The sequence below is a fragment of the Holophagales bacterium genome, from assembly GCA_016719485.1.
In the GTDB taxonomy this organism is placed as follows: domain Bacteria; phylum Acidobacteriota; class Thermoanaerobaculia; order UBA5066; family UBA5066; genus UBA5066.
The window spans coordinates 1-22,904 of sequence record JADJZB010000033.1; the positions used below are offsets into that span (position 1 = coordinate 1).

21 protein-coding genes and 1 pseudogene are annotated in these 22,904 nt (G+C 72.8%); 6 read left to right on the forward strand and 16 right to left on the reverse strand.

Annotated features, from left to right (window positions below):
* Window positions 1-293 precede the first annotated feature (293 nt).
* The 3 genes from IPN03_24085 to IPN03_24095 all read right to left on the reverse strand — a co-directional run bounded on the left by IPN03_24085 (window position 294) and on the right by IPN03_24095 (window position 1,919).
* Complete coding sequence (locus tag IPN03_24085; GenBank protein MBK9376708.1) at window positions 294-470, reverse strand: hypothetical protein; 177 nt, start codon at window positions 468-470, stop codon at window positions 294-296.
* Window positions 471-845: 375 nt separating this feature from the next.
* Entirely contained in the window at window positions 846-1,181 is a 336-nt protein-coding gene (locus tag IPN03_24090; GenBank protein ID MBK9376709.1) for a hypothetical protein, read from the reverse strand.
* Between the two features lie 312 nt (window positions 1,182-1,493).
* Window positions 1,494-1,919, reverse strand: coding sequence for a hypothetical protein (locus tag IPN03_24095; GenBank protein ID MBK9376710.1), 426 nt, complete (start codon window positions 1,917-1,919; stop codon window positions 1,494-1,496).
* Window positions 1,920-2,240: 321 nt separating this feature from the next.
* Between IPN03_24095 and IPN03_24100 the strand changes: the two genes are divergently transcribed.
* Window positions 2,241-3,209 carry a hypothetical protein gene (locus IPN03_24100; protein ID MBK9376711.1) on the forward strand — a complete coding sequence of 323 codons (969 nt, stop codon included), beginning with the start codon at window positions 2,241-2,243 and terminating at the stop codon, window positions 3,207-3,209.
* Here IPN03_24100 and IPN03_24105 read toward each other — a convergent pair.
* The 4 genes and pseudogenes from IPN03_24105 to prmC all read right to left on the reverse strand — a co-directional run bounded on the left by IPN03_24105 (window position 3,161) and on the right by prmC (window position 7,780).
* Window positions 3,161-4,546: a lytic transglycosylase domain-containing protein gene (locus IPN03_24105; GenBank protein MBK9376712.1), complete on the reverse strand. Its 1,386-nt coding sequence runs from the start codon at window positions 4,544-4,546 to the stop codon at window positions 3,161-3,163. The two genes, IPN03_24100 and IPN03_24105, sit on opposite strands and share 49 nt — an antisense overlap.
* Entirely contained in the window at window positions 4,543-5,046 is a 504-nt protein-coding gene (locus tag IPN03_24110; protein ID MBK9376713.1) for a hypothetical protein, read from the reverse strand. The genes IPN03_24105 and IPN03_24110 overlap by 4 nt, the downstream gene beginning before the upstream one ends.
* A 550-nt stretch (window positions 5,047-5,596) precedes the next feature.
* A pseudogene (murA, locus tag IPN03_24115) lies at window positions 5,597-6,882 on the reverse strand (UDP-N-acetylglucosamine 1-carboxyvinyltransferase).
* 55 nt (window positions 6,883-6,937) lie between these two features.
* Window positions 6,938-7,780, reverse strand: coding sequence for a peptide chain release factor N(5)-glutamine methyltransferase (gene prmC / locus IPN03_24120; protein ID MBK9376714.1), 843 nt, complete (start codon window positions 7,778-7,780; stop codon window positions 6,938-6,940).
* Between the two features lie 318 nt (window positions 7,781-8,098).
* Here prmC and IPN03_24125 point away from each other — a divergent pair, with 318 nt between their 5' ends.
* Complete coding sequence (locus IPN03_24125) at window positions 8,099-9,223, forward strand: M20/M25/M40 family metallo-hydrolase (GenBank protein MBK9376715.1); 1,125 nt, start codon at window positions 8,099-8,101, stop codon at window positions 9,221-9,223.
* A gap of 43 nt (window positions 9,224-9,266) precedes the next feature.
* On the opposite strand, the gene IPN03_24130 is transcribed toward IPN03_24125, so the two are convergent.
* From IPN03_24130 to IPN03_24155, 6 genes are read right to left on the reverse strand one after another with little or no spacing between them, the layout of a single operon-like run.
* Window positions 9,267-9,692, reverse strand: coding sequence for a DUF420 domain-containing protein (locus tag IPN03_24130; protein ID MBK9376716.1), 426 nt, complete (start codon window positions 9,690-9,692; stop codon window positions 9,267-9,269).
* Complete coding sequence (locus tag IPN03_24135) at window positions 9,689-10,327, reverse strand: SCO family protein (GenBank protein MBK9376717.1); 639 nt, start codon at window positions 10,325-10,327, stop codon at window positions 9,689-9,691. Before IPN03_24135 ends, IPN03_24130 begins: the two co-directional genes overlap by 4 nt.
* Window positions 10,324-11,121, reverse strand: coding sequence for an ABC transporter permease (locus IPN03_24140; protein ID MBK9376718.1), 798 nt, complete (start codon window positions 11,119-11,121; stop codon window positions 10,324-10,326). The genes IPN03_24135 and IPN03_24140 overlap by 4 nt, the downstream gene beginning before the upstream one ends.
* Window positions 11,118-12,107 (reverse strand): ABC transporter ATP-binding protein, encoded by a 990-nt coding sequence (locus IPN03_24145; GenBank protein ID MBK9376719.1) that lies wholly within the window; start codon window positions 12,105-12,107, stop codon window positions 11,118-11,120. Before IPN03_24145 ends, IPN03_24140 begins: the two co-directional genes overlap by 4 nt.
* Window positions 12,104-12,979: a protoheme IX farnesyltransferase gene (gene cyoE / locus IPN03_24150; GenBank protein MBK9376720.1), complete on the reverse strand. Its 876-nt coding sequence runs from the start codon at window positions 12,977-12,979 to the stop codon at window positions 12,104-12,106. Before cyoE ends, IPN03_24145 begins: the two co-directional genes overlap by 4 nt.
* Entirely contained in the window at window positions 12,976-13,956 is a 981-nt protein-coding gene (locus tag IPN03_24155; protein MBK9376721.1) for a heme A synthase, read from the reverse strand. Before IPN03_24155 ends, cyoE begins: the two co-directional genes overlap by 4 nt.
* Before the next feature lie 311 nt (window positions 13,957-14,267).
* On the opposite strand from IPN03_24155, the gene IPN03_24160 reads away from it, so the two are divergent.
* From IPN03_24160 to IPN03_24170, 3 genes are all read left to right on the forward strand, one after another.
* Window positions 14,268-14,435 carry a hypothetical protein gene (locus tag IPN03_24160; protein MBK9376722.1) on the forward strand — a complete coding sequence of 56 codons (168 nt, stop codon included), beginning with the start codon at window positions 14,268-14,270 and terminating at the stop codon, window positions 14,433-14,435.
* Between the two features lie 574 nt (window positions 14,436-15,009).
* Complete coding sequence (menC, locus tag IPN03_24165; protein MBK9376723.1) at window positions 15,010-16,116, forward strand: o-succinylbenzoate synthase; 1,107 nt, start codon at window positions 15,010-15,012, stop codon at window positions 16,114-16,116.
* A gap of 56 nt (window positions 16,117-16,172) precedes the next feature.
* Window positions 16,173-17,264, forward strand: a complete 1,092-nt coding sequence (locus tag IPN03_24170) for a M20/M25/M40 family metallo-hydrolase (protein ID MBK9376724.1) — start codon at window positions 16,173-16,175, stop codon at window positions 17,262-17,264.
* Window positions 17,265-18,135: 871 nt separating this feature from the next.
* On the opposite strand, the gene pap is transcribed toward IPN03_24170, so the two are convergent.
* From pap to rpmE, 3 genes are all read right to left on the reverse strand, one after another.
* Window positions 18,136-19,665 (reverse strand): polyphosphate:AMP phosphotransferase, encoded by a 1,530-nt coding sequence (gene pap / locus IPN03_24175; GenBank protein MBK9376725.1) that lies wholly within the window; start codon window positions 19,663-19,665, stop codon window positions 18,136-18,138.
* 103 nt (window positions 19,666-19,768) lie between these two features.
* Window positions 19,769-20,851, reverse strand: a complete 1,083-nt coding sequence (gene prfA, locus IPN03_24180; protein ID MBK9376726.1) for a peptide chain release factor 1 — start codon at window positions 20,849-20,851, stop codon at window positions 19,769-19,771.
* 44 nt (window positions 20,852-20,895) lie between these two features.
* Window positions 20,896-21,138 (reverse strand): 50S ribosomal protein L31, encoded by a 243-nt coding sequence (gene rpmE / locus IPN03_24185; GenBank protein MBK9376727.1) that lies wholly within the window; start codon window positions 21,136-21,138, stop codon window positions 20,896-20,898.
* Between the two features lie 111 nt (window positions 21,139-21,249).
* Between rpmE and IPN03_24190 the strand changes: the two genes are divergently transcribed.
* Window positions 21,250-22,899 (forward strand): SpoIIE family protein phosphatase, encoded by a 1,650-nt coding sequence (locus IPN03_24190; protein MBK9376728.1) that lies wholly within the window; start codon window positions 21,250-21,252, stop codon window positions 22,897-22,899.
* The last annotated feature ends 5 nt before the right edge of the window (window positions 22,900-22,904 follow it).

Here is a 22,904-nt window from a genome sequence, read left to right on the forward strand (position 1 = left end):
CGACGTGGTGCGGATGGCGACGAGGCCGACGCAGAAGTTGATGGCGCCGACGAGGAGGCCGGGAAGGAGCCGAGAGAAGGAAGAGACAGAAGGCCGCCGGGCTCATTAAGCCCGGAAGGACCAGGTAGACCGGGCCGGGGAGGACGCCGATGGGGACCGTGAAGAGGACGAGGCGGAAGGCGCTCTCGCCGAGCGCCTGCGAGGAAGGGTCATGGCCCGGATGTCGACGGGCTTGGTAAGGCGTCATCACGAGCCGCCCCTCGCGGACCCGGCTCGCGATCTCGCGGTCGACCTCATTGAAGTAGATGCTGCGCAGGGCCACCCGTCGTGACGTAAGTGAGCATCTGCGGGAAGGTGAAACCGCCGAGCGTAGCGCCGTCGCCCTTCTCGTGGAAGAGGGCGCGCCAGATGTAGTACCAGACATTGGCGTTGAAGAAGTACGTCAGGATGCCGACGAAGTAAGCGCGCACGGTAGGCGGGAGGTTCAGGAACGACGCGTGCGCGCGAAGGCGAGGTAGGGCCGCGCGAAGGCGAAGGCGGGCCGCGCGAAGGCGAGGGCGGTCGTCTCGGACATCTCTCTGTCCGCCGCCTCAGCCCCGGCGGACGCCGCGATGGGCGACGACGCCGGGAGCGCCGCCCTCGGCCAGGAGCGTCCTCAGCGGGCTTGCGGAGTGCGGCGTTCTCGCGGTAGATGCGGGCGACGACCTCTTCGATGTCGGGCTCGCCGACTGCGAGGTCGAGGACGGGGAGGTCGCGGACGACCCCCCGGAGGACGTCGGCGGTGGAGACCTCGCGCTTGTCGACGACGATCTGGTACCGGCCCTGCGAGACGCGCGCCGCGCGCCTCACAGGCCGACAGCGAGCTCGGCCGGAGTCGCCCGCGGGATCAGGTTCAAGTCGAAGCGGATGCGCGCCTCGAGGAGGTGCCGGTCGCGCAGGCCTCGCAGGCTGCCGTCCCAGAGGACCTGCCCGTGGTCGATGGGGACGACGCGCTCCCACAGCTCCTCGATGTCGTCGAGGTCGTGCGTGGTGAGGATGACGGTCGTGGCGAGGCGCTTGTTCGCTTCCTTGAGGAACGATCGGACGTTGGCCTTGGCGACGACGTCGAGGCCGATGGTCGGCTCGTCGAGGAAGAGGAGCGTCGGCTCGTGGAGGAGCGAGGCGGCGAGGTCGCAGCGCATCCGCTCGCCGAGGAGAGCTTGCGGACCGGCTGCGGGAGGAGGCGCCCGACGTCGAGAGGTCGTCGAAGACCTTCATCCTCCTGGCGTAGTCGGCCTCAGAACGCCGTAGATCTCGCGCAGGAGCCGGAAGCTCTCGACGACCGCGATGTCCCCAGAGCTGGGTCCGCTGGCCGAACGACGCCGATCGACTTCGTGTAGGCACGGCGGTCGCGCCGAGGACGTAGCCGAGGGCGGAGACCTCGCCGGACGTCGGCGTCAGGATTCAGTGAGCATCTTGATGGTCGTCGACTTTCCCGCGCAGTTCGGGCCGATTTAGCCGACCATCTCGCCGCGGTCGGTCGAAGGAGACGCGGTCGACGGCGGTGAGGTCGTCTCCGCGCGGAAGAGCCCCTTGAGCGCCTTAAGCGAAAGGCGGGCGACTTCCGTGTGACCTCGAACGTCTTGACGAGGTCGCGGACGCGGACGGCGGGCTGGCTCATTCGCCGGTGGCGGAGTCGTCGTCGAGGGGCTCCCCGTCGGGACCGCCCTCCGGCAGCTCCGACGGGCCGGTGGGCACCGCTGCGGCGACGGCGCGGCGGCCACGGCGATCTCGCCCTTGATCCCGGGGCGCTTCGCGAGGATCGCCGCAACTGCGGACGCGGTGCCGCGCAGGATCTCCTCGTGGAGCTTGGTCAGCTCGCGCCCGAGGCAGACCTGCGGATCGCCCCAGGCGCGGCCCATCTCCTCGAGGGAGGCCACGATGCGGAAGGGGGACTCGAAAGAGATGCGGGTCTCATCGCGCGGCGAAGCGCGCGTACCAGCGGATCGCTCGCCGTGGCGCGGGGGCGGAAACCGAGAGGGAAAAAGGAATCGCGGGAAAGCCCGAGACGGAGAGGATCGCGGCGACGGCCGAGGGCCCCGCGATCGGCTCGACGCGGTACCAGCTCCGGCGACGGCCCGCGGCGAGAGGCGTCCCGGGTCGGAGACGCCCGGCGTGCCGGCGTCGGAGACGAGCGCGAGCGTCTCGCCCGCCGCGAGGCGTTCGAGCATCTCGGGAATCCGGCGGAACTCGTTGTGCTCGTGGCAGGAGACCCGCGGCGTCGTGACGCCGTACCTGGCGAAGAGGTTGCCGGTGCGGCGGGTGTCTCCGCAGAGGACGAGGCTCGCGTCGCGCAGGGCCGCGAGAGCCCGGGGAGAGGTCTTCGAGGTTGCCGATGGGAGTGGCGACGACGAGGAGGCGCCCGGGGGCGCCAGCGGAGGAGGTCACTCCCGGATGCTACCAGCGGGAACCGATGGGCAAGGCCGCCGCGCGCCGGCCGGGCGTCGTACGATCGGGTCGATGGGGATCTTCGCCGCCGCCCTTCTGCTCGCTCTCGTTTCGGGCGGGGCCGCCGCGGCAGAGAATCCTCCGCCGCCGACGACCGGGCCGGCGGTGACGCTCGACCGGATCGCGGCGGTCGTCGGCACGAGGTCGTCCTGGAGGGGGAGATCTCGCGGCTCGCGGCGATCGGGTTCCTGCCGCGGCGGGAAGGGGAGGCCGAGCTCGCCTACCGCGACCGGCTTCTGGACCTGCGGGTCGTCGAGCTGCTGCGCGAGAAGGAGCTGCGCCTCCTCACGGGCCTCGAGCCCGACCCGGCGGAGGTGAACGCGAAGCTCGACGTGGTGGCGGCCCGCTACGAGGCGGGGGCGGGCGAGCCGTTCGACCGCGTGCTGGAGAGGGCGCGAACGAGCCGCGACGAGGTGCGCGACTGGATCCGGCGCGGCATGGCCCTCGAGAGCTACGCCCGCGAGGCTCCTGCCGACGGTGAAGGTGACGGACGAGGGATGCGGGCCTTCTACGACGGGCCGTTCCGGACGGAGGCCGCCGCGCAGGGCGTGGAGACGCTCCCTCCGTTCGCCGAGGTGCAGGACCAGGTCCGCGAGCTCCAGCGCGAACGCCTCCTCAACGAGGAGGTGGAGAAGTGGACGGAGGGGCTCCGCGCGAAGACGCGGGTCCTCGTCTACCGCCGTCCGCCGATCGACTCCTCGGCGGGCAGCGCGAGCCGGTAGGCCCGGCGGTTCGCCAGGACGCGCCGCACGTAGGTGCGTGTCTCGGTGTAGCTGATCGCCGCCAGGAGCGCCTCGGCCGGCCGGTCGCTCCCGCCGCTCCAGAGGACGGTCTGGCCGGCGCCGGCGTTGTAGCCAGAGGCGGCGAGAGCGGCATCGTTGCCGAAGCGGTCGAGAAGCGAGCGGAGCGTCTGCGCCCCGAGGCGGATCGAACGCGCCGGGTCGTAGAGCTCGGCGTAGGCGGGGGGCTCCTCGTTCAGCTCGCGCGCCGCCTCGCCCGCGGCGGGGAGAGTGAGCTGCATGAGGCCGCGCGCGGCCGCGGGAGAGGCCGCCTCGCGGTCGAACCGGCTCTCCTGGCGCATGACGGCGTAGAGGAGATCCCTCGGGACGCCCAGCTCGGCCGCCGTCTGCGCGACCAGACGGTCGAAGGGGCGGGGGGCGAGGCCGCGGCGGACGGTGCGCGGGGCGAGGTCGAGAGAAAGTCGCGCAGGACTTTTCGGGAGAGGGCGTCGGCGGCCTCGAGCGCCGCGGGGCCCGCGTCGGCGTCCTCGGCGAGACGCGCGGCGACGAGGCAGCCGAGGAGGGTGTCGAGCCGGCGCGCGTCGCGGACGATCGGCTCGGCGTCCTGGGCGAGGCCGAGCTGGAGCCGGCAGGCGGCGGCGTCGCCGCAGAGGTCTGGAAGAGTCTCGTCCGGGGAGCTCGGGGGCGAGGAGGATCTCCGCGTAGCCAGGAAGGCGCGAGTAGGCGAGCCTGAGGGACGCGAGGGCGGCGGCGTCGCCGAGCATCGCCGCGGGGAGGAGGCGCTCGCGGGCCGCGCGGGAGTTCCCCGACGAGAGGAGCTTCTCGCCCTCGCTGCGCGAGGATTTCACGAACTTCTCGCGGACGCCGGCGGGGAGCGTGGCGATGCGGGCGGCGGCCTGCTCGGCGGCGAAAGAGCCCGGGACCGACGCGAGGACCGACGCCCAGCTGGCGAGCGCGGCCTCGGGGAGCCGCCGCGTGTGAGCGACGAGGCCCCTCCAGAAGGCGATCTCCGAAGCCCAGGGCTCCTCGAGGCGGCGCGCCTTCGCGAGCGCCTCGACCGGCGCCAGGGCCCGGGCGGCCCCTGCGCCGTCGCCGGCCTGCGCGCGCCTCTCGACGAGGAGGAGGAGCGCTTCGATACGGCCGGCCTCCGCCGCGATCTTCGGCCGGAGAAGGAGCTCCTCGGCGCGGTCGAGCTGGCCGCGCCGGATCTCGAGGCGCGCCCGCTGGAGAACGGCGAGGCCGGCGGGCCCGGCCAGGCCGAGCTCGACGCGGCGGAACTCGGCGACGGCGCCGTCCAGGTCCCCGAGCTTCTCCTTCATTGCACCGAGGTTGAATCGGACGCGGCCGGCGAAGGAGGCCGTCCGTAGCCGTCGTCCTTCTTGTCGCGCGGGGCGCAGAACGTCTTCGGCAGCGCGGCGAGGAGCGTCTCGTGCCCCTTTGCGGCCTCGGCGAATCGGCCGCGGGAGCCGCGCAGGCGGGCGAGCTCGAAGCGGGCGGTCGCGGTCTCGGCGGCGTCGCGACCGGCGAGGGCGCGCCGCTCGCGCTCGGCAGCGAGCCGCTCGGCGAGCTCGAGGTCGCGCTGGGAGCGCGCCGTGTCGACGAGGAGGCGCAGGACGGCGTCGGGAAGGTCCTTCGGCTCCCTTCCCTTGAGCTCCCGGGCGAGAAGCGTCGCCGCGGCGTCGTCGCGCCGACCTTCGGCGAGGAGGGAGAGGCGCAGCGCCGTGGCCTCCGCGGCGGCCCCTTCGCGCTCGAGCCCTTCGGCCCGGAGCGCCTGGAGACGGCGCCGCTCGCGGGCCGGCGTCTGCGGCTGCGCGGCCACGAGTCGCGAAAGGGCGACCGGGTCGAAGCGGGTCTCGAGGGCGTCGAGGGCGGTGCGCAGGGCGCGTCGGGCGACGGCCCCCTCCTTTCGTTGGAGAAGCGGGAAGAGGAGCTCGAGGGCGCCGAGGCCGTCTCCTTCTGGAAACGGAATCGCGCGGCGGCGAGGCGCGCCGGGACGTCGAAGAGGTCGCCCGTCGCCACGTAGCGCTCGAACCTCACGAGCGCCTCGTCGAGGCGGCCGAGGCCCGCGAGGGCGCGCGCCGCGAGGAAGTCGAAGCGGCCGTCGGCGTAGCGCGCGGGGGCGAGGCGGTAGAGCTGTCCGAGGTGGGCGAGGACGTCTGGCCAGTCTTCGGCGCGGGCCGCCTCGGCGGCGTCGCGCTCGAGGGACCGGAGCACCTCGGCCGTGACGCGCGGCGCGGGGGCTGGCGCCGGCGCCGGTGTGGAGGCGGCGGGGCGGGCAACGGCCGCGGACGTCTGCGCGGCCGCCGGCGCGAGCGCGAGGAGCGCGGCGGCGGCGAGCGCCGCGCACGAAACCCCGCGCCGCATGCCGCTCACCCCGCGACGCGCGCGACGCGGGCGCCGAGCGAGGAGAGCTTCTCCTCCATCGCCGCGTAGCCCCGGTCGAGGTGGTAGATGCGCCTCACGAGGGTCTCTCCCTCGGCGACGAGGGCGGCGAGGACGAGCGCCGCCGAGGCGCGCAGGTCGGACGCGGTGACGGTGGCCCCCTCGAGGCGCGCCGGGCCCGTGACCCAGGCGGTGTGCCCCTCGACACGGACGCTGGCGCCGAGCCTGACGAGCTCGGCGGCGTGGAGGAAGCGATTCTCGAAGATCGTCTCCACGACGCGCGAGGTGCCCCTCGGCTTGCGTCATCAGCGCCATCCACTGGGCCTGCAGGTCGGTCGGGTAACCGGGGTGCGGGGCGGTCTCGACGTCGACGGGGCGGAGCGGGCCGCTCTGCGAGACGCGAAGGCCCGATTCGCCGGCGGAGACGTCGGCGCCGGCGGCGCGAAGGGCCGCGACGAAGGCGGGCAGATCCTCCTCGCGGGCGCCGCGGAGCGTGACGTCGCCCCCTGTGATCGCGGCGGCGGTGGCGTAGGTCCCCGCCTCGATCCGGTCTGCCAGGACGGCGTGCGGAACCGAGCGAGCCGGGGAGAGCCTCGAGCCCTTCGACGACGACCGTCGCCGTGCCGGCACCCGAGATGCGTGCCCCCATCGAGACGAGGAGCGTCGCGAGGTCGACGACCTCGGGCTCGCGGGCGGCGTTCTCGATCGTCGTGACGCCACGGGCGAGGGTCGCCGCCAGCATCACGTTCTCGGTGCCGGTGACGGTGACCTGCGGAAAGCGGACCGTGGCGCCGGTGAGCCGCCCGCGCCCGGGGCCGACGCGGGAGACGTGCGCGTGGATGTACCCCTTCTCGACGGCGATGCGCGCCCCCATGGCCTCGAACGCCATGATGTGGAGGTCGACGGGGCGGACGCCGATGGCGCACCCGCCCGGAAGCGAGACACGCGCCTCGCCGAACCGGGCGAGGAGAGGGCCGAGGACGAGGATGGAGGCGCGCATCGTCCGGACGAGGTCGTAGGGCGCCTCGGTGGAGACGATGCGGGAAGCGTCGAGCGTGACGGTCCCCGGCGCCTCGCCCGACACGATGACGCCCATGCCGGAGAGGAGCTTCTTCATCGTCCGGATGTCGGCGACGGCGGGGAGGCGGTCGAGCGAGACGGGGCGTTCGGAGAGGAGGGCGGCGGCGACGGCCGGAAGCGCGGCGTTCTTGGCGCCGGAGACGGCGAGCTCGCCGGAGATGCGGCAGGGGCCGGAGACGAGGAAGGCGTCCAAAGCGGGCGGAGTTTAGTACGGGGTCGGCGACGGAACGGGGTCCGTCGGCGCCCTGCTATCGCCGCCGGGCGACGACCGTACGCGGGATCCCGGCCGGGTCGAGGCGGACGTCCTCGAGCGAGAAGAGGGGCGACGCCTCGACGAGTCCGCTCACCTCGCTGGCCTGCCCGTAGCCGATCTCGAAGAGGAACGGCGCTCCGGGCCGGAGCCTCTCGGGGAGCTCCCGGAGGAGGACGCGGACGGCGTCGAGGCCGTCGTCGCCGCCGAAGAGGGCGAGATGCGGCTCGTGGTCGGAGACGGTCCTGTCGATGTGCGGCGCGTCGAGGCGCGGGACGTAGGGGGGGTTCGCGACGGCGAGGTCGAAGAGGGGCTGCGGCGCCAGGCCCGAGAGCCAGTCGGAGGCGACGAAGGAGACGCGCCGGGAGACGCCGTGGAGGCGGGCGTTCGTCCGCGCGAGCGCGAGCGCGGCCTCGGAGCGGTCGACGGCGACGACGTGCGCTTCGGGCCTCTCGAGGGCGAGGGAGACCGCGAGGATGCCGCTCCCGGTGCCGGCGTCGAGGATCGCACGGGCCGCGGGCGCGGCGGCGCGGGCCATCTCGACGATGGCCTCGGTCTCGCCGCGGGGAATGAGGGCGCGCGGGTCGACGCGGAACGTGCGTCCGAGAAACTCCCACTCGCCCAGGAGGTACTGGAGCGGCTCTCCCGAGGCGCGGCGCGTGGCGAGGGCGAGGAAGCGCGCCGCGTCCCCGGCGTCCGCCTCCTCGCGCCGCCGGGCGTGGAACCAGGCCCGGGGCCGCCCCGCCGCGAAGGCGAGGAGCTCCTCGGCCTCGTAGGGCGCGAACGAGGGGGAGGAAAGAAGGGAACGCCCTTCGGCGAGGAGGTCGGCCCAGGTCGGCACGCGCGGATCTTGCCATCGCATAAGCTTCGGGCGTGTCGCGCTCCCGAGCACTGCTCCTCCTCTCCGGTCTCGGCCTGATCGCCGCGGGAGGTCCGGCGGCGGCGGGCGCGTTTCCCCCGGCCGTCGAGAGGCTCCGCGCCTACCTGCGCCTCGACACGACGAACCCGCCCGGCAACGAGATCCGTGGGGCGCTCTACCTGAAGGAGCTCCTCGCGAAAGGCGGCGTCGCGTCGGAGATCTTCGAGCCGGAGCCCGGCCGGGCGAACCTGTACGCGAGGCTGCGCGGGACGGGCAGCGCTCCGGGGCTGGTGCTGCACCATCACATCGACGTGGTGCCGGCGAGCGCCGCGGGCTGGCTGCGCCCGCCGTTCGCGGCGGCCGTCTTCAACGACAACTCTCCTCCACGGCCGTGGCGTCCTCGACACGAAGGGGCTGGGCATCGCCCACCTCGAGGCGTTCCTGGCGCTGAAGCGCTCGGGAAAGGCCCTCTCGCGGGACGTCGTCTTCCTCGCGACGGCGGACGAGGAGCGGGGCGGGCGGCTCGGAGTCTCCGCGGTGTACGAGAAGCGGCCCGCCTGGCTCGCCGGCGTCGGGGAGGTCCTCGGCGAGGGGGGGGACGTCGAGACGATCGTCGACAAGGCCCGGTGGTTCGGCATCGAGGTGCAGCAGAAGGGGGCGCTCTGGCTGCGTCTCGAAGCGAGTGGGGCGGGCGGGCACGCGGCGTCCGCGGACGAGTCGGGTCCGGCCGTGCGCGTGGCCCGGGCCGCCGCGCGCCTCGCCGCGATGACGAGGCCGGTGCGCCTCGAGCCGGTCCTCGAGCGGCAGCTCGCCGCGCTCGCGCGCGTGCGCCTGACCGACCAGGCCGCGGCGCTGCGCCGCATCGCCGCCGACGTGGCGCGCGATCCCGAGGGCGTGCGTCGGCGGGTCACTCCGTGGCAGAGGCTCCTCCTCTCCGACACCGTGTCGGTGACCCGCCTCGGCACGGACAGCGACGCGGTGAACGCCCATCCGCAGAAGGCCTGGGCCGAGGTGGACGTGCGCCTGCTCCCCTCGACGAGCCCGGAGGCGTTCCTGGCCGACGCGGTGAAGGTGATCGACGACCCGGGCGTGAAGGTGACGACGCTCCTCTCGGCCAGGGGCGAGGCCGCGTCGCCGGAGACGGGGCTCTACACGGTGCTGCGCAGCGTGCTGGTGAGCCGCTTCCCGGGCGCCGTCGTCGCTCCCGTCCTCGGTCCCGGGCTTTCGGAGAACCGGGTCTTCCGCTCCCGCGGGATCCAGGCATACGGGGCGCTTCCGTTTCGCGTGAACTACTACGACGCGGCGGGAATCCACGGCGTGAACGAGAGGATGCGCGTCGACTGGTTCGCCGAGGGGGTCGAGACGGTGACGCGGATCGTCCGCGAGGCGGCCGCGAGCCCCGCCCGGGGCGTTCCGCCCCGCTGAACCCGTCGCGGCGGGGGCCTCTCGCCCGGCGGGACAGGCCGCGTCAGAAGCTCATGCGGTAGAGCATGAGGTAGATGACGACACCGGTGACGGAGACGTAGAGCCAGATGGGGAGGGTGACGCGGGCCAGCCGGCGGTGGCTCTCGAACCGCTCCCTGCGCGCGAGGACGAGCGTGCCGACCGCCAGGAACGGAACGGCGGCGGCGAGGACCGTGTGCGTCAGGAGGATCGAGAGATAGACCGTCCGGACGGCGCCCGTCCCCTGGAAGCGAACGCTCCCGACCGCGGCGTGGTAGACGAGGTAGGAGACGAGGAAGAGGACCGAGCAGGCGAAGGCCGCGGTCATGGCGCGCCGGTGGGCCTCGCGCCTGCCGGAGCGGATCAGGAAGAAGCCCGCGAGCAGGAGCGTCGCAGCCGTGCCGTTCAGGATGGCGTTGACGGTCGGGAGGTCGGTGAAGCTCACCGTCATTCCGGCAGCGCCGCCGCGAGGGCGCGGGCGTCCTTCTCGAGCTGGTCGACCGGGGGCTGCTCCATGCCGTCGTAGTAGCCGCGGATCGTCCCCTCGCCGTCGACGAGGACGAAGCGCGTGGAGTGGAGGATCGGCTCGACGCTGTCGGCGACGCCGTCCTCGATGGCGAGCTTGAAGCCGTCCTTGATGAGGGCGCGGATGCCGGGCCTGTCGCCGTGGAGGAAGGTCCAGCGTGCGGGGTCGGCGCCGAGCTTGCGTCCGTACTCGGCGAGGATCTCGGGAGTGTCGTACTCGGGGTCGACGCCGAAGGAGACGAAGCGGATTGCGGGCACCGCGGCCGTCCGCTCGGCGAGCGCGGCCATTCGCGAGGAGAGGATCGGGCAGCTGCCGCCGCACCGCGTGAAGATGAAGTCGGCGATCCAGACCTTTCCTGCGAGGTCGGCGCGCGTCACCGTCTTGCCCTGCTCGGAGACGAGAGTGAACTCGGGCGCCGCGCCGAGGCGGGGAAGGTCGGGGCCGCCCGAGGGGCGGCTCATCACGAGCCAGAGGCCCGCCGCGACCACGGCGAGGAGAAGGACGACGAGGACGGTGGCGACGGCGGGGGAGACCCGCCCAGCGGCGGCATCGGACTTCACGGCTTCTTCCTCCGGGTGCGGAGCGCGGCGCGGTCGGGACCGGCAGGATACCGGTTGATGACGGCGGCGGCGACGAGGACGGCGCCGAGGGCGAAGGCGAACGTGACGGCGACGGAGAGGCCGGACGACGGGAGGCCGGACGCCCCGGGGTCGAGGGCGTGGCGGAGGGCGGCGACGCCGTAGGTGAGGGGATTGACGGCCATCGCGGCCCGCAGCCAGGTGGGAGCCCCCTCGGCGGGGAAGAACGAGCCCGACAGGAACCACATCGGGATCAGGAAGAGATTCATGATCGCGTGGAAGCCCTGGGTCGACTCGAGCATCCAGGCGATGGCGAGGCCGAGGCCCGTGAGCGCGAGCGCCACGAACGCGAGGACGAGAAGGGCCGGAACGAGCGCCGCCACCGACGGCGTGTATCCGAGGACGGGCGCCAGGAGGAGAAGCACGCCTCCCTGCGCGAGGGCGAGGAGCGTGCCGCCCGCGATCTTCCCGGCCGCGACGGCGAGCGGGGAGACCGGCGAGACGACGACGGCCTGCAGGAACCCCTCGCGCCGGTCCTCGATGACGGAGATCGTCGAGAAGATCGCCGCGAAGAGGACGACGAGGACGACGGTGCCGGGAAAGAAGTACGCGACGTAGCTCGCGCCGCCCCCGCCCGGGACGCGGAACGAGGAGCCGAAGCCGGCGCCGAGGAGGAGCCAGGCCACGAGCGGCGGCGCGAAGGCCCCGACGATGCGGCTCGGCTGGCGGAGGAAGCGGACGACCTCTCGCCAGGCCAGTGCGCGTGCGGCCCTCACGCGACCCTCCCGTCATTCCCGTCGACGGCCCCGGCCTCCTCGAAGGGGTGGCCGGTCCGGTCGACGAAGACGTCCTCGAGGGACGGGGCGCCGAGCGTGAGGGAGCGGAAGCGCCCGGGGAATGCGGCCGCCAGGACGGGGACGAGCGCGGGGCCGTCGGGGCGCTCGACGCGCACCGTCGCGCCGACGGCGGCGACGCGGCCCGGCTTCGGCGCGAGGTCCGGCCCGAGGGAGGCGCTCACTTCGGTCGCGAGGGCCGCGGCCTCCTCGTCCGAGTCGGTCGCGAGGACGAGGACGTCGCCGCCGACCTCGCGCTTCAGGTCGGAAGGGGCGCCGAGGGCGACGAGGCGGCCGCGGTCGAGGATGCCGATGCGCCCCGCCTCCTCGGCCTCGTCGAAGAGGTGCGTCGTGAGGAGGACGGTGGTGCCGCCTCGGGCGAGCTCGGCGAGGAGAGCGCGCAGGCTGCGCCGCGCGAGCGGGTCGAGGCCGGTGGAGGGCTCGTCGAGGAGGAGGACCTTCGGGGCGCCGAGGAGCGCCTTGGCGATCTCGACGCGGCGCGCGAGGCCCCCGGAGAGGGTCTCGACGAGGTCCTTCGCGCGGTCGCCGACGCCCATCCGCGCGAGGAGCTCGCCGGCACGGGTGCCGAGCGCGCGCCCGCCGAGGCCGAGGATCGCCCCGTGGACGAGGAGGTTCTCCTGGACGGTCAGCTTGCGGTCCAGGCTCGGCGACTGGAAGACGACGCCGAGCCGGCGGCGCAGCTCGCGCAGGGAGCCGTCGGGCGAGAGGCCGTCGACGCGGAACGTCCCCCCGGACGGGGGGATCAGCGTCGCGAGGAGCTTGAAGAGGGTGGTCTTGCCGCCGCCGTTCGGTCCGAGGAGGGCGAAGAGCTCGCCCGGCGCGACGTCGAAGGAGACGCGGTCGAGGGCGAGGCGGTCGCCGTACGTTCGGCTCAGCCCCTCGACAGAGACGAGGGGAAGAGCGCTCATCCGCCCGTGACGCGGTCGGCGAGGAGGAGGACGACGATCGCCGGGAGCCAGGCGATGGAGGCGAGGAACATCGACTTCGCGGCCGCGTCGGTCGTCTCGCGGAAGAAGCGGACGGCGGTGCCCGCGAACCAGGCCGAGAGGAGGAGGGCTCCGGCGGCGTAGACGAGGCCCGCGGTCCCGAGGAACGTCGGCAGGACGCTGACGGGGACGAGCAGCAGGCCGAACGCGAGGGCGTGGCGCGCGGAGCTGCGCCCCGTGGGGTCGACGGTCGAGAGGATCCGGAAGCCGGCGGCTCCGTAGTCCCCGCGGTGCCTCCAGCCGATGGCGTAGAAGTGCGGCATCTGCCAGAGGAAGAGGATGGCGAAGAGTGCGAGGCCGGGCGCGCCGATCGCCCCCGCGGCGGCGGTGTAGCCGCCGAGCGGCGGCAGGGCGCCGGGAATGGCGCCGACGATCGTGGAGAGGGGCGAGCGGGTCTTCATGGGCGTGTAGACGAAGACGTAGCTCGTCAGCGTGAGAGCCGCGAGAAACGCGGTGATGCCGTTGGCGAAATACCAGAGCTCGCCGACGCCGAGGACGGAGAGGACCGTGGCGAAGGCCACCGCCTCGGCGAAGGAGAGACGCCCCGCGGGGAGGGGCCGCGTGGCGGTGCGTGCCATCCGCCGGTCGAGGTCGATCTCGGCGATCTCGTTGAAGGCGCTCGTGCCGGAGGCGACGAGGGCCGTGCCGAGGAGCGTGTGCAGGAGGAGGACCGCGTCGAGGCCCGCAAGCGGGCCGTCCGTGCCCGCGGCGAAGCCGAGGAAGGCGGTGAGGACGACGAAGACCGTGATGCGCGGCTTCGTCAGCTCGAGAAGGTCCGACAGGTGCCGCTTCATGCGGCCGCCGGAGCTCCGTCGCCCGCGGGGATCTCGGACGACGCGCGGGCCGTCGAAAGTGCTCCCAGGCGGGCGAGGAGCACCGCCGCGAGGACTCCCGTGATCCAGAGGAGGCCTCCGACGGCCAGGTGGGCCGAGGTGATCGCCACGGCCTTCGCGGTCCAGACGGACGTCGCGCCGAGAGCGACCTGCGCGCCGAGGAGGACGAGCCAGAGAGCCCAGAGCGTTCCGAAGGCGGGGACGCCGCGCAGCTTCCGGAGCGCGAGGGCCGCCGCGACGACGAGGGCGACGACGACCCAGGCGAACGTCCGATGGGCGAAGTGGGCGATAACGCCGCTCGCGGCCCAGTCGGCCCCTGTCGGCACGACCTTGCCGAAGGAGAGGGGCCAGTCGGGGATGGCGAGCCCGGCGCCCGTGTGCCGGACGATGGCGCCGAGGAGGATCTGCACGTAGCTCGCCCCGGCGGCCAGGAGCGCGAGGCGGTAAGCCCTCGAGAGCGCGGCGGGGTCCGGGGCGGTGCGCGGCGCCTGCTCGGTGAAGCGGCTCCAGGTGCGCGACGTGCGGAGCGCGATCGTCGCGGTGAGAGCGAAGACGATCTGGGCGAGCCCCGCGTGCGCGGAAGAGACGGCGGGCGGAAGGAGGAAGAGGACGGTGATCCCTCCGAGGACCGCCTGCCCGAGGATCGCGCCGAAGGCGGCGAGGCCGAGGCGGAACGTCGTCCTGTCGGTCCGGCCGAAGCCGAGGACGAGGATCTGCAGGCCGACCATCGTCGCGACGGTGGCGGCGATGAGCCGGTGGCCGTGCTCGTAGAGGATTCCTCCCACCATCGGCGGCATCAGCTTGCCGTAGGAGAGCGGCCAGTCGGGGACGGCGAGCCCGGAGCCGGTCGAGGTCACGAGAGCCCCCGCGACGAGCAGGAGGAAGACCGAGACGGCGACGGTGCGCGTTGCGACGCGGACGAACGTGCCGGGTTCCATTGCTCCTTCGTCCTCGGGTCTCATGCGGGCGGGGCGGCGGCGGCAGTGAACGTGAGGTCGTGGACCGTCGTCTCGCCGTCGGTGACGGTGACGGTGAACGTCTGTGCGGGAGCTTCTCGTGCCATGCCTCGACGGCGTAGGACCCGGCAGGGAGCCCCTGGATCTCGTAGCGGCCGTCGGGCCCGGTGACCGCGAAGAACGGGTGCGGAACCACGGCGACCCAGGCGCGCATCCAGGGGTGGACGTCGCACTTGAAGGGGACGATCTCGGGCTTGCCGAAGGTCCGCGTGTAGCGTGTGCCGGGAGCGGGCATGCCGAGGTTGAAGGGCTGGTTCTGCTTCGCCGCGGCGTGGACGTTGTGGAGCGTGGCGTCCGACGAGACGATGTCGAGCGGCTGGCCGGTCATCAGCGCCAGGACGCGCGGGGAGAACGCGCACCCGATCTGGTCGAGCTGCTTCGCCTCCGCCGGCGCGGCGTAGACGCCCGTCACCCCGGCCGTGACGCGGAGAAGGACGTTCGCGAGGGCGCCGTCGGCGCCGACGGCGTAGGCCGGCAGCTCCGTCTCGCCCGGGTTGTGGCCGGCGCAGAACGGATCGGTCGTCATCGTCACCTTGTCGTTGACGGGCGGCACCCCGGTCAGCGCAACCCGCCCCGACACGACGGCCGTCCCGAGCCGGCCCGCAGGTCCAGCCGGGGCCTTCGGGGCCTCGGTGACTTCAGGGCTGCAGGCGGCGACGAGGAGCAGCAGGGCGAGGGGTACGAAGACCCCCCGGCCGGCGCGGGAAGGGGGGAGGCTCTGCATGCGGCTTTTTCTTGCAGGAGTCGGGGCGGGGATCCGCCAGGCTCCAAAACTCTTTATGCTATTTCTGCCCCGCACCCCTGTCAATCGACCGCCAGCCGGAGGGGGTCTGGTCTACGCTCTACACTCTGCTCCGCGGAGCAGAGTGTAGAGCGTAGACCAGACCCCCTGGGAAGGGAGACGCCACGGAGGGAGATCCTCGGGGAGTGCCCGTTCCGCTACGATGCCCGGCGGCTGCCCGAAGGGGAGGAAGCGTGAGGATCGAGAAGGTCGTCCTTCGGCTCGTCGAGATGCCCCTGAAGTTCCGGTTCCGGACGTCGTTCGGCGAGACGGCGGCGAAGAGGTTCCTCCTGGTCGAGGCGGTCTCGGAGGGCTTCTCGGGCTGGGGTGAGTGCGTCGCCGAGGACGGGCCGTTCTACTCCCCCGAGACGACGGACTCGGCCCGGTCGGCTCTCTCGCGGTTCCTGATTCCGCTCGTCCTCGGAAGGGACCTTCCGGACGCCCCTGCCTTCGACCGGCTCGCCGAACGCGTCCGCGGGAACCGGATGGCGAAAGGGGCGCTCGAGGCGGCCCTGAGGGACCTGTTCGCCAGGGCGGACGGCGTGTCGCTCGCGCGCAATCTCGGCGGCCCGCGGACGGCGATCGAAGTCGGTGTCTCTCTCGGCCTGCAGCCGACGGTCGAGGCGACGGTCGAGAACGTGCGCAGGCACGTGGCCCAGGGGTACCGGCGGATCAAGGTGAAGATCGAGCCGGGGTCCGACGTGGACCGGGTGGCGGCCGTCCGGGAGGCATTCCCCGACCTGCCGCTGACGGTCGACGCGAACGCCGCCTACACGCTCGAGACCTCGGGCCCTCTCGTCGCGCTCGACGCGTTCGGCCTCGACTACATCGAGCAGCCGCTGCACCACGAGGACCTCGTGGACCACGCGCGCCTCGCCGGGCGGCTTTCGACCCCGATCTGCCTGGACGAGTCGATCCGCTCCGCCTCCGACGCCGCCGCGGCGATCTCGCTCGGCGCGTGCCGCGTCCTCAACGTGAAGCTCGGGCGCGTGGGCGGGTACGGCGAGGTCCTCCGGATCCACGACGTCGCCACGGCGTCGGGAGTCCCCCTCTGGTGCGGCGGGATGCTCGAGTCGGGCGTCGGGCGCGCGCACAACATCGCCGTGGCGGCGCTCCCGGGGTTCACGAAGCCGGGCGACACGGCGTCGTCCTCGCGCTACTTCGACGAGGACATCGTCGAGCCGCGGCCCGAGGCGGCGGACGGCCTGATGCCGGTGCCTCAGGGTCCGGGTATCGGCGTGGAGGTGCGGCGTGACGTGCTGGCGCGCTTCACGCTCGAGACGCTGGAGCTGCCCGCGTGACCGAAGCGCCGGGCGCGCTGGAGCTCCTCGCGCACTTCTCGGCGAGGACCGGCGCGATGCTGGGCGACCTCGAGGCGCTCGTGACGAGGGAGAGCCCGTCGTCGGACGCCGCGGCGGTCACGGCGCTCGCCGGATGGGTCCGCGCGCGCCTCGCGGAGTCCGGCGTTCCCTCCGAAATCGTGGCGTTCGAGGGCCGAGGTGACGGCGTCCTGGCCCGGCTCGGCCCGGAGCGCGGCGGGACGCTCCTCCTCGGGCACCTCGACACGGTGTGGCCTGCCGGAACGCTCGCCCGGCAGCCGTTCCACGCCGGGGGCAACCTCGCGACCGGACCGGGGGTCTTCGACATGAAGGGAGGCGTCGCCGTCGTCCTCGCCGTCCTCGCGGCGGCGTGCGAAGGAGCGTTCGCGCCTGCGCGGGGCGTCTCCCTCCTCCTCACGTCCGACGAGGAGGTGGGGAGCGGCGCGTCGCGCGAGCGGATCCTCGAGGAGGCGCGGCGGCGGGAGCGCGTCTTCGTTCTGGAGCCGTCGGGCGACGGCGGCGCGGCGAAGGTGGCGCGCAAGGGGGTCGGGCTGGCCGTGGCGCGCTTCCACGGGGTGCCGGCCCACTCCGGGCTGGAGCCGGAGAAGGGAGCGTCGGCCCTCCTGGAGATGGCCCGCTTCGCCCTGCGGGCCGACGCCCTCGCCGACCGCGACGCGGGGACGACCGTCGTTCCGACGCTCGCCTCCGCGGGAAGCGCGCGAAACGTCGTTCCCCCGGCGGCGGAGGTGACGGTCGACTTCCGGTTCTGGACGGCGGCGGAGGGAGAGCGGATCTGCGAAGGGCTGAAGGCGTTCGCACCCTCCGACGGGAGGGCCGGCGCGGAGATCTCGGCGGTCGTCTCGCGCCCGCCGATGGAGCCGACGCCGGAGTCGCTGGCACTTCACCGGACTGCCCGTGCGCTTGCGGCGGCCCTCGGCTTCGGCCTGGCGGCGGCGCGCGTCGGCGGGGCCTCCGACGGCAACCTGACGGCGGCCGCGGGAATCCCCACGCTCGACGGGCTCGGTCCGCGTGGCGGCGGTGCTCACGCGCGCGGCGAGCACGTCGAGCTGGACGACCTGCCGCGGCGCGCGGCGCTCGTCGCCGCGCTCCTGGCGGAGGTGGAGGCTTGAGGGCGCGGCGCGTTCGGGTCCGCGAGCTGCGGAGCCCGGCGGAGTTCGCGGAGGCGTCGCAGGCCGCGAAGGCGGCGTGGGGATTCCCCGACCTGATGGTCCCGCCGCCACCCGACATGATCACCGCCACGCACTCGGGAGGGATGACGGCGGGTGCGTTCGAGGGGGAGGTCCTCCTCGGCTTCGTCCACGCGGTGCCGCGGACGAACCTGGGGCAGCCGGCGATCCACTCGCACCTCCTGGCGGTGAGGCCCGAAGCGCAGCGGCGCGGGCTGTCGGTCCTCCTGAAGCTCTACCAGCGCGAGTGGTGCCTGGCCCGGGGAATCGGGCTCGTCACCTGGACGTACGACCCGTTCATGCTCCGCAACGCGCGGCTGAATCTCGTGAGGCTCGGCGCGGCCGTTCCCGTCTTCCTCCCGGACTTCTACGGAAGGGTCGGCGGGATCTACGGCGACCTTCCGAGCGACCGGTTCGAGGCGCACTGGCGGCTCGACAGCCCGGGTGTCGAACGCGCCGTCCGCGGCGAAACGTCCGAGGTGCCGGCCGCGGACGCGGCGTCGCTCCCGGTCGCGGCGAGCGGTCCCGCGCGACGCCAGCCGGGCGGGGGGGGGGGCGGGCCCCCCGCGGGGGGGGGGGGGGGGGCGGGGGGCGGGGGGGGGGGGGAGCCTTTGCAGGCGGGTCCTGCTGCCGTTTCCGGCGGGGTTCCCGAAGGTCTTCCGCGACGACCTCGCCGCGGGTGTCGCGGCGCGGCGCCGGTTCGGGCGTACCGCGGCAGCGTTCTTCGCCGCAGGCTTCGAAGCGGTCTCGGTCGTCGAGAGGCCCGCCGGCCCGGCCTACGTCCTCGAGCGGCCCTGAAGGGCTTCTCCGGCCGCTACAGCGCCTCTTCCAGCCGGTCGCAGAGCGTCTCGAGAACCGTCAGCCGCGCCGCCTTCTTGTCGGTGGCCGAGACGAGCGACCACGGGGCGTCGTGCGTGGATGTGCGGGCGACCATCTCGTCGATCGCGGTCTCGTAGGCGGGCCACTTCTCGCGGTTGCGCCAGTCCTCGTCGGTGATCTTGTGCTTCTTCCACTCCACCTCCTGCCGCTCGCGGAAGCGCCGCAGCTGTTCCTCCGGCGAGATGTGGAGCCAGAGCTTGGAGAGGGCGATCCCCGACTCGACGAGCTGGGCCTCGAAGTCGTTGATCTCGAGGTACGCGCGCTTCCACTCCTCCTCCTTCGCGAAGCCCTCGACCCGCTCGACGAGGACGCGCCCGTACCAGGAGCGGTCGTAGATCGTGAAGCTCCCGCCGGGCGGGATGTGCCTCCAGAAGCGCCAGAGGTAGTGGTGCGCGCGCTCCTCGTCGGTCGGCGCGGCGATCGGGATCACGCGGTAGAGGCGTGCGTCGAGCGCCCACGTCACCCGGCGGATCGCCCCTCCCTTGCCGGCCGCGTCCGAGCCCTCGAAGACGGCGACGCTCGAGACGCCTTTCTTCTTCCCCTCCCAGGCGAGCCTGGCGAGACGCTCCTGCAGGCGCGGGAGCTCCTTCTTGTACTCGTCCTCGGTCACCGTCCGCTCGAGGTCGATGGTGGAGAGGATCCCCGCGCCCTTCGCCGCGTTCGCCGGGGCGGCCTTCGTCGCGCGCTTCGGCGGCGCCGGCGCCTTCTGGGCGGCCGCCTTCTTCAACGTCGCCTTCTTCTCCTCGGCCTCCCGCACGGCGGCGAGGCGCGCCTCGAGGGCCTCCACGAGCGCCCGCCCGACGGCGAGGTCGCGCCAGCGGTCGTCGGCGGCCTCGACGATCGTCCAGGGGGCCTCCGCCGGGTCGGTCAGCCGGAGCGCGCGCTCGGCGACGCCGACGAACCGGTCGAAGTGGCCGAAGTGCTTCCAGTCGAGCCGGGTGACCTTGAAGCGGGTCTCGGGGTCCTTCTCGAACTTCTTGAGCCGTTTCTTCTGCGCGTCCTTCGAGAGGTGGAACCAGCACTTCACGAAGAGGGCGCCGTCCTTCGCGAGCTCCTTCTCGAAGAAGGCCACGCGGGACAGGTCGGCCTCGAAGCGGGCGTTGCCGATCTTTCCGGTCGTGCGCCTCAGGATCGGCTCGGTGTACCAGGAGCCGAAGAAGATGCCGATGCGCCCGCGCGCGGGAAGTGTCCGCCAGAAACGCCACGCTGCGGGACGGTCGCGCTCCTCGTCGGTCCGCGGGCCGAAGACGTTCGTCTCGACGCCGCGCGGGTCGAGCCACTCGAGGAGCCGGTTGACGGTGTCCCCCTTGCCGGAGCCATCGGCCCCGGCGATGACGACGATGACGGGGACCTTCGTCTTCAGGAGCGCGAACTGCGCCGCGAGAAGCCGTGCGCGGATCGCGGGGAGCTCCGCCGCGTACTCTTCCCTGGAGAGCTTCCGTCCCAGCTCGGCCGTCTCGAACACGTTTCCCTCCCGGCCCGGGGCCCCGCGGGAGAGATGGGCGAGGGAAGAGGGGAGGTGCGGCGTCGCAAAAGGCAAGGCGTCGCGAAGAAGAGTCCCGGGGGCGTCAGGCCTTTGAGAGCTCCATTTTGAGCTTTTCGGCCTGGAAATGGGCGACGAGCGGGTCGATCAGCTCGTCCAGCCTGCCGTCGAGGACCTCGCCGAGGCGGTGGGAGGTGAACCCGATCCGGTGGTCCGTGACCCGGGACTGCGGGAAGTTGTAGGTGCGGATCTTCTCGGAACGGTCGCCCGAGCCGACCATCTTCTTGCGGTCGGCGGCGTAGGCCGCCTCCTGGCGCTCCCGTTCGACCTCGAAGAGGCGGGCCCTGAGGACGCGCATCGCCTTCGCCTTGTTCTTGACCTGCGAGCGCTCGTCCTGGCACTGAACGACGGTGTTCGTCGGGAGGTGGGTGATCCGGACGGCGGAGTAGGTCGTGTTGACGCCCTGGCCGCCGGGCCCGGAGGCGCAGAAGAGGTCGAGCCGCAGGTCCTTCTCGGCGATCTCGAGCTCGACCTCCTCGGCCTCGGGGAGGATCGCGACCGTCGCGGCCGAGGTGTGGATGCGCCCCTGGGACTCCGTCTCGGGGACGCGCTGGACCCGGTGGACGCCGCCTTCGTACTTGAGGCGCGAGAAGGCGCCCTCCCCCTCGAGGATGGCCTGGACTTCCTTGAGGCCGCCGCGGCCTCCCGATTCGGAGCGGTCGATGATCTCGACGCGCCAGCCGCGCGACTCGGCATAGCGAACGTACATCCGGAAGAGCTCCTCGGCGAAGAGGGCCGCTTCGTCGCCGCCGGTCCCGGCGCGGATCTCCAGGACGACGTTCTTGCCGTCGTTCGGGTCCTTCGGGAGGAGAAGGACCCGGATCTCCTCCTCGAGCTCCTCGACCCGGCGTTTCAGGCCCTCGGCTTCGACCTGGGCCATGTCGCGCAGCTCGTCCCCTCCGGGAAGGGTGTCGAGCATCTCGCGGGCGCCGGAAAGCTCGTCCTGCGCCTTGCGCAGCTCGCGGACTTTCTCGACGACGGAGGCGATCTCCCGCATCGCGCGGTGGATCTTCGTCGACTCCTGGTGGTCGGAAACGACGTCGGGGCTCCCCAGACGCTCCTCGAGCGACGCGTAGCGCCTCTCGATGTCCGCGAGCTTCTCGAGCATCCGTCGGTTCCCGGGTCAGTCGGGGAAGGGGAGGACCAGCCTCCTCAGCTGTTCGGGGTGGCGGTCGCGGCGGCCGCGACGGCCTTGTCCGACTTGGCGTAGCGCTTCTGGAAGCGCTCCACGCGGCCGGCGGTGTCGATCAGCTTGGCCTTGCCGGTGAAGAAGGGGTGGCAGCTCGAGCAGATCTCGAGCCGCAGCTCCTTCATCACGCTGCCGGTCTTCCAGGTCGCTCCACAGGAGCAGTGGACACTGACCTCCTGGTACTGGGGGTGGATCTTCTCCTTCACGGGTCGACTCCTTCTTCGCCTGGCCGCATGTGAGCCGGGCCGGAACCGGGGAAGATAGCACACCCTCCGGGAGAGGGCCCCGAGCCGGGGGCTAAACTCCGAAGAGTGCTGGTGCTCACGATCCACACGCCCGGCGAGCCGGTCAGCCGCTTCGTCGTCGACCGCCCGTCGCTGAACCTCGGCCGCTCCTCCACGAACGACGTCTTCCTGCCCGATCGGACCCTCTCCCGCGTCCACGCCCGCCTCGACCAGAAGCCCGAGGGGCTCGTCCTGACGGACCTCGGTTCCAGGAACGGAACCCAGCTGAACGGATCGAGGCTCCTCGAGCCGATCGTGGTCTGTCCGGGGGACCGGATCGTCCTCGGAGAGACCTCGATCGAGGTCTCGGAGGAAGCCCACTCCACGGCGCGGGTCGTCATCGACGGCGGCGTCGACAGGCTCGACCGGACGATGATCTCGACCGCGAACGCCGCCCTGAGCCTGCGGCGCCCGGCGGCCCGCGAGCTGACCGACGCCGCCGAGCTGAAGCGGCTCGCGACGTCGCTCCAGATCCTGAACGAAGTCTCCCTCGCGCTCCTCACCGACATCCCCCCGGCGGAGCTGTCGAACCTGATCCTGGAGAAGCTCTTCGCCTACCTCGAGCCCGATCGCGGCCTCCTGATGCTGCGCGAGGGAACGGGGGAGCTCCGCCCGGAGGCCGTGAGGTTCGCCGAGGGGATCGACCCCGCCGACATCCGCCTGTCCCGGACGCTCGTGGAGGCGGTCACCGGGCGGAAGCAGGGCGTCCTGATGATCGACACCGCGACCGACGTGAGGATCGGTGCGGCTGATTCGATCCGCATGCAGGGGATCACGTCGTGCATCGCCGCGCCCCTCCTGGTCGACGAGGAGGTCCTCGGCCTCGTCTATCTCGAGGCTCGGCTCGGCCGGAAGAGCTTCACGGAGGAAGACCTCAAGCTCCTGACGTCGCTGGCGAACACGGCGGCGATCAAGATCCAGAACCTGAGGCTCCACGAAGCCTCGGCCGCCCGGCAGCGGATCGAACGGGAGATGGCGCTCGCGTGGGACGTTCAGCGGCGGCTCTTCCCCGAGGTGGCGCCCGCGCTCCCCGACACGGAGCTCTACGGCCGCACGCTCCCCGCGCGGACCGTGTCGGGCGACTACTACGACTTCTTCGTGAGGAGCGACGGCACGGTGGACATCGTCGTCGCCGACGTCTGCGGCAAGGGCATGGCGGCGTCGATCCTGGCGGCGTCGGTCCAGTCGGCGTTCCAGGCGTGGGCGGCCGAGCACTTTCCGCCCGACCGGGTCTGCGCGCGCCTGAACGACCTCGTCCACCGCCGGACGAGCCCGGAGAAGTTCGTCACGTTCATCGCGACGCTCTACGACCCGGAGACGGGGTCCGTCGTCTATTCGAATGCGGGCCACAATCCCGGCATCGTTCTACGGGCCGCGGGAGGGCACGAGCTCCTTTCGGCGCAGGGGCCGCCCCTCGGGCTCTTTCCGGGGCAGGCCTACGGCTCCGGCGCGCTGACTCTCGAGCGGGGGGATCTCCTCGTCCTCTACACGGACGGCATCACCGAGGCCGCCAACCCCGACGACGACGAGTTCGGCCTGGAACGACTCGTCGAGCTGGTCCGCGGCGTCTCGTCGCGACCCCTCGGCGAGATCGAGGAGTCGCTCGGTGCGGCCCTGGCGACGTTCGCCGCCGGCGTGCCGTTCCACGACGACAGGACCGTCGTTCTCCTGCGTCGGCTCTAGCCCCG

Coding starts and splice junctions, on each gene's coding strand:
- IPN03_24130 (MBK9376716.1), bottom strand. CDS start 9,692: ATGACGGTGAGCTTCACCGACCTCCCGACCGTCAACGCCATCCTGAAC.
- IPN03_24105 (MBK9376712.1), bottom strand. CDS start 4,546: ATGAAGGAGAAGCTCGGGGACCTGGACGGCGCCGTCGCCGAGTTCCGC.
- IPN03_24160 (MBK9376722.1), top strand. CDS start 14,268: ATGCCGAGGTTGAAGGGCTGGTTCTGCTTCGCCGCGGCGTGGACGTTG.
- IPN03_24155 (MBK9376721.1), bottom strand. CDS start 13,956: ATGGAACCCGGCACGTTCGTCCGCGTCGCAACGCGCACCGTCGCCGTC.
- cyoE (MBK9376720.1), bottom strand. CDS start 12,979: ATGAAGCGGCACCTGTCGGACCTTCTCGAGCTGACGAAGCCGCGCATC.
- IPN03_24145 (MBK9376719.1), bottom strand. CDS start 12,107: ATGAGCGCTCTTCCCCTCGTCTCTGTCGAGGGGCTGAGCCGAACGTAC.
- IPN03_24090 (MBK9376709.1), bottom strand. CDS start 1,181: ATGCGCTGCGACCTCGCCGCCTCGCTCCTCCACGAGCCGACGCTCCTC.
- IPN03_24170 (MBK9376724.1), top strand. CDS start 16,173: ATGCTGGGCGACCTCGAGGCGCTCGTGACGAGGGAGAGCCCGTCGTCG.
- prfA (MBK9376726.1), bottom strand. CDS start 20,851: ATGCTCGAGAAGCTCGCGGACATCGAGAGGCGCTACGCGTCGCTCGAG.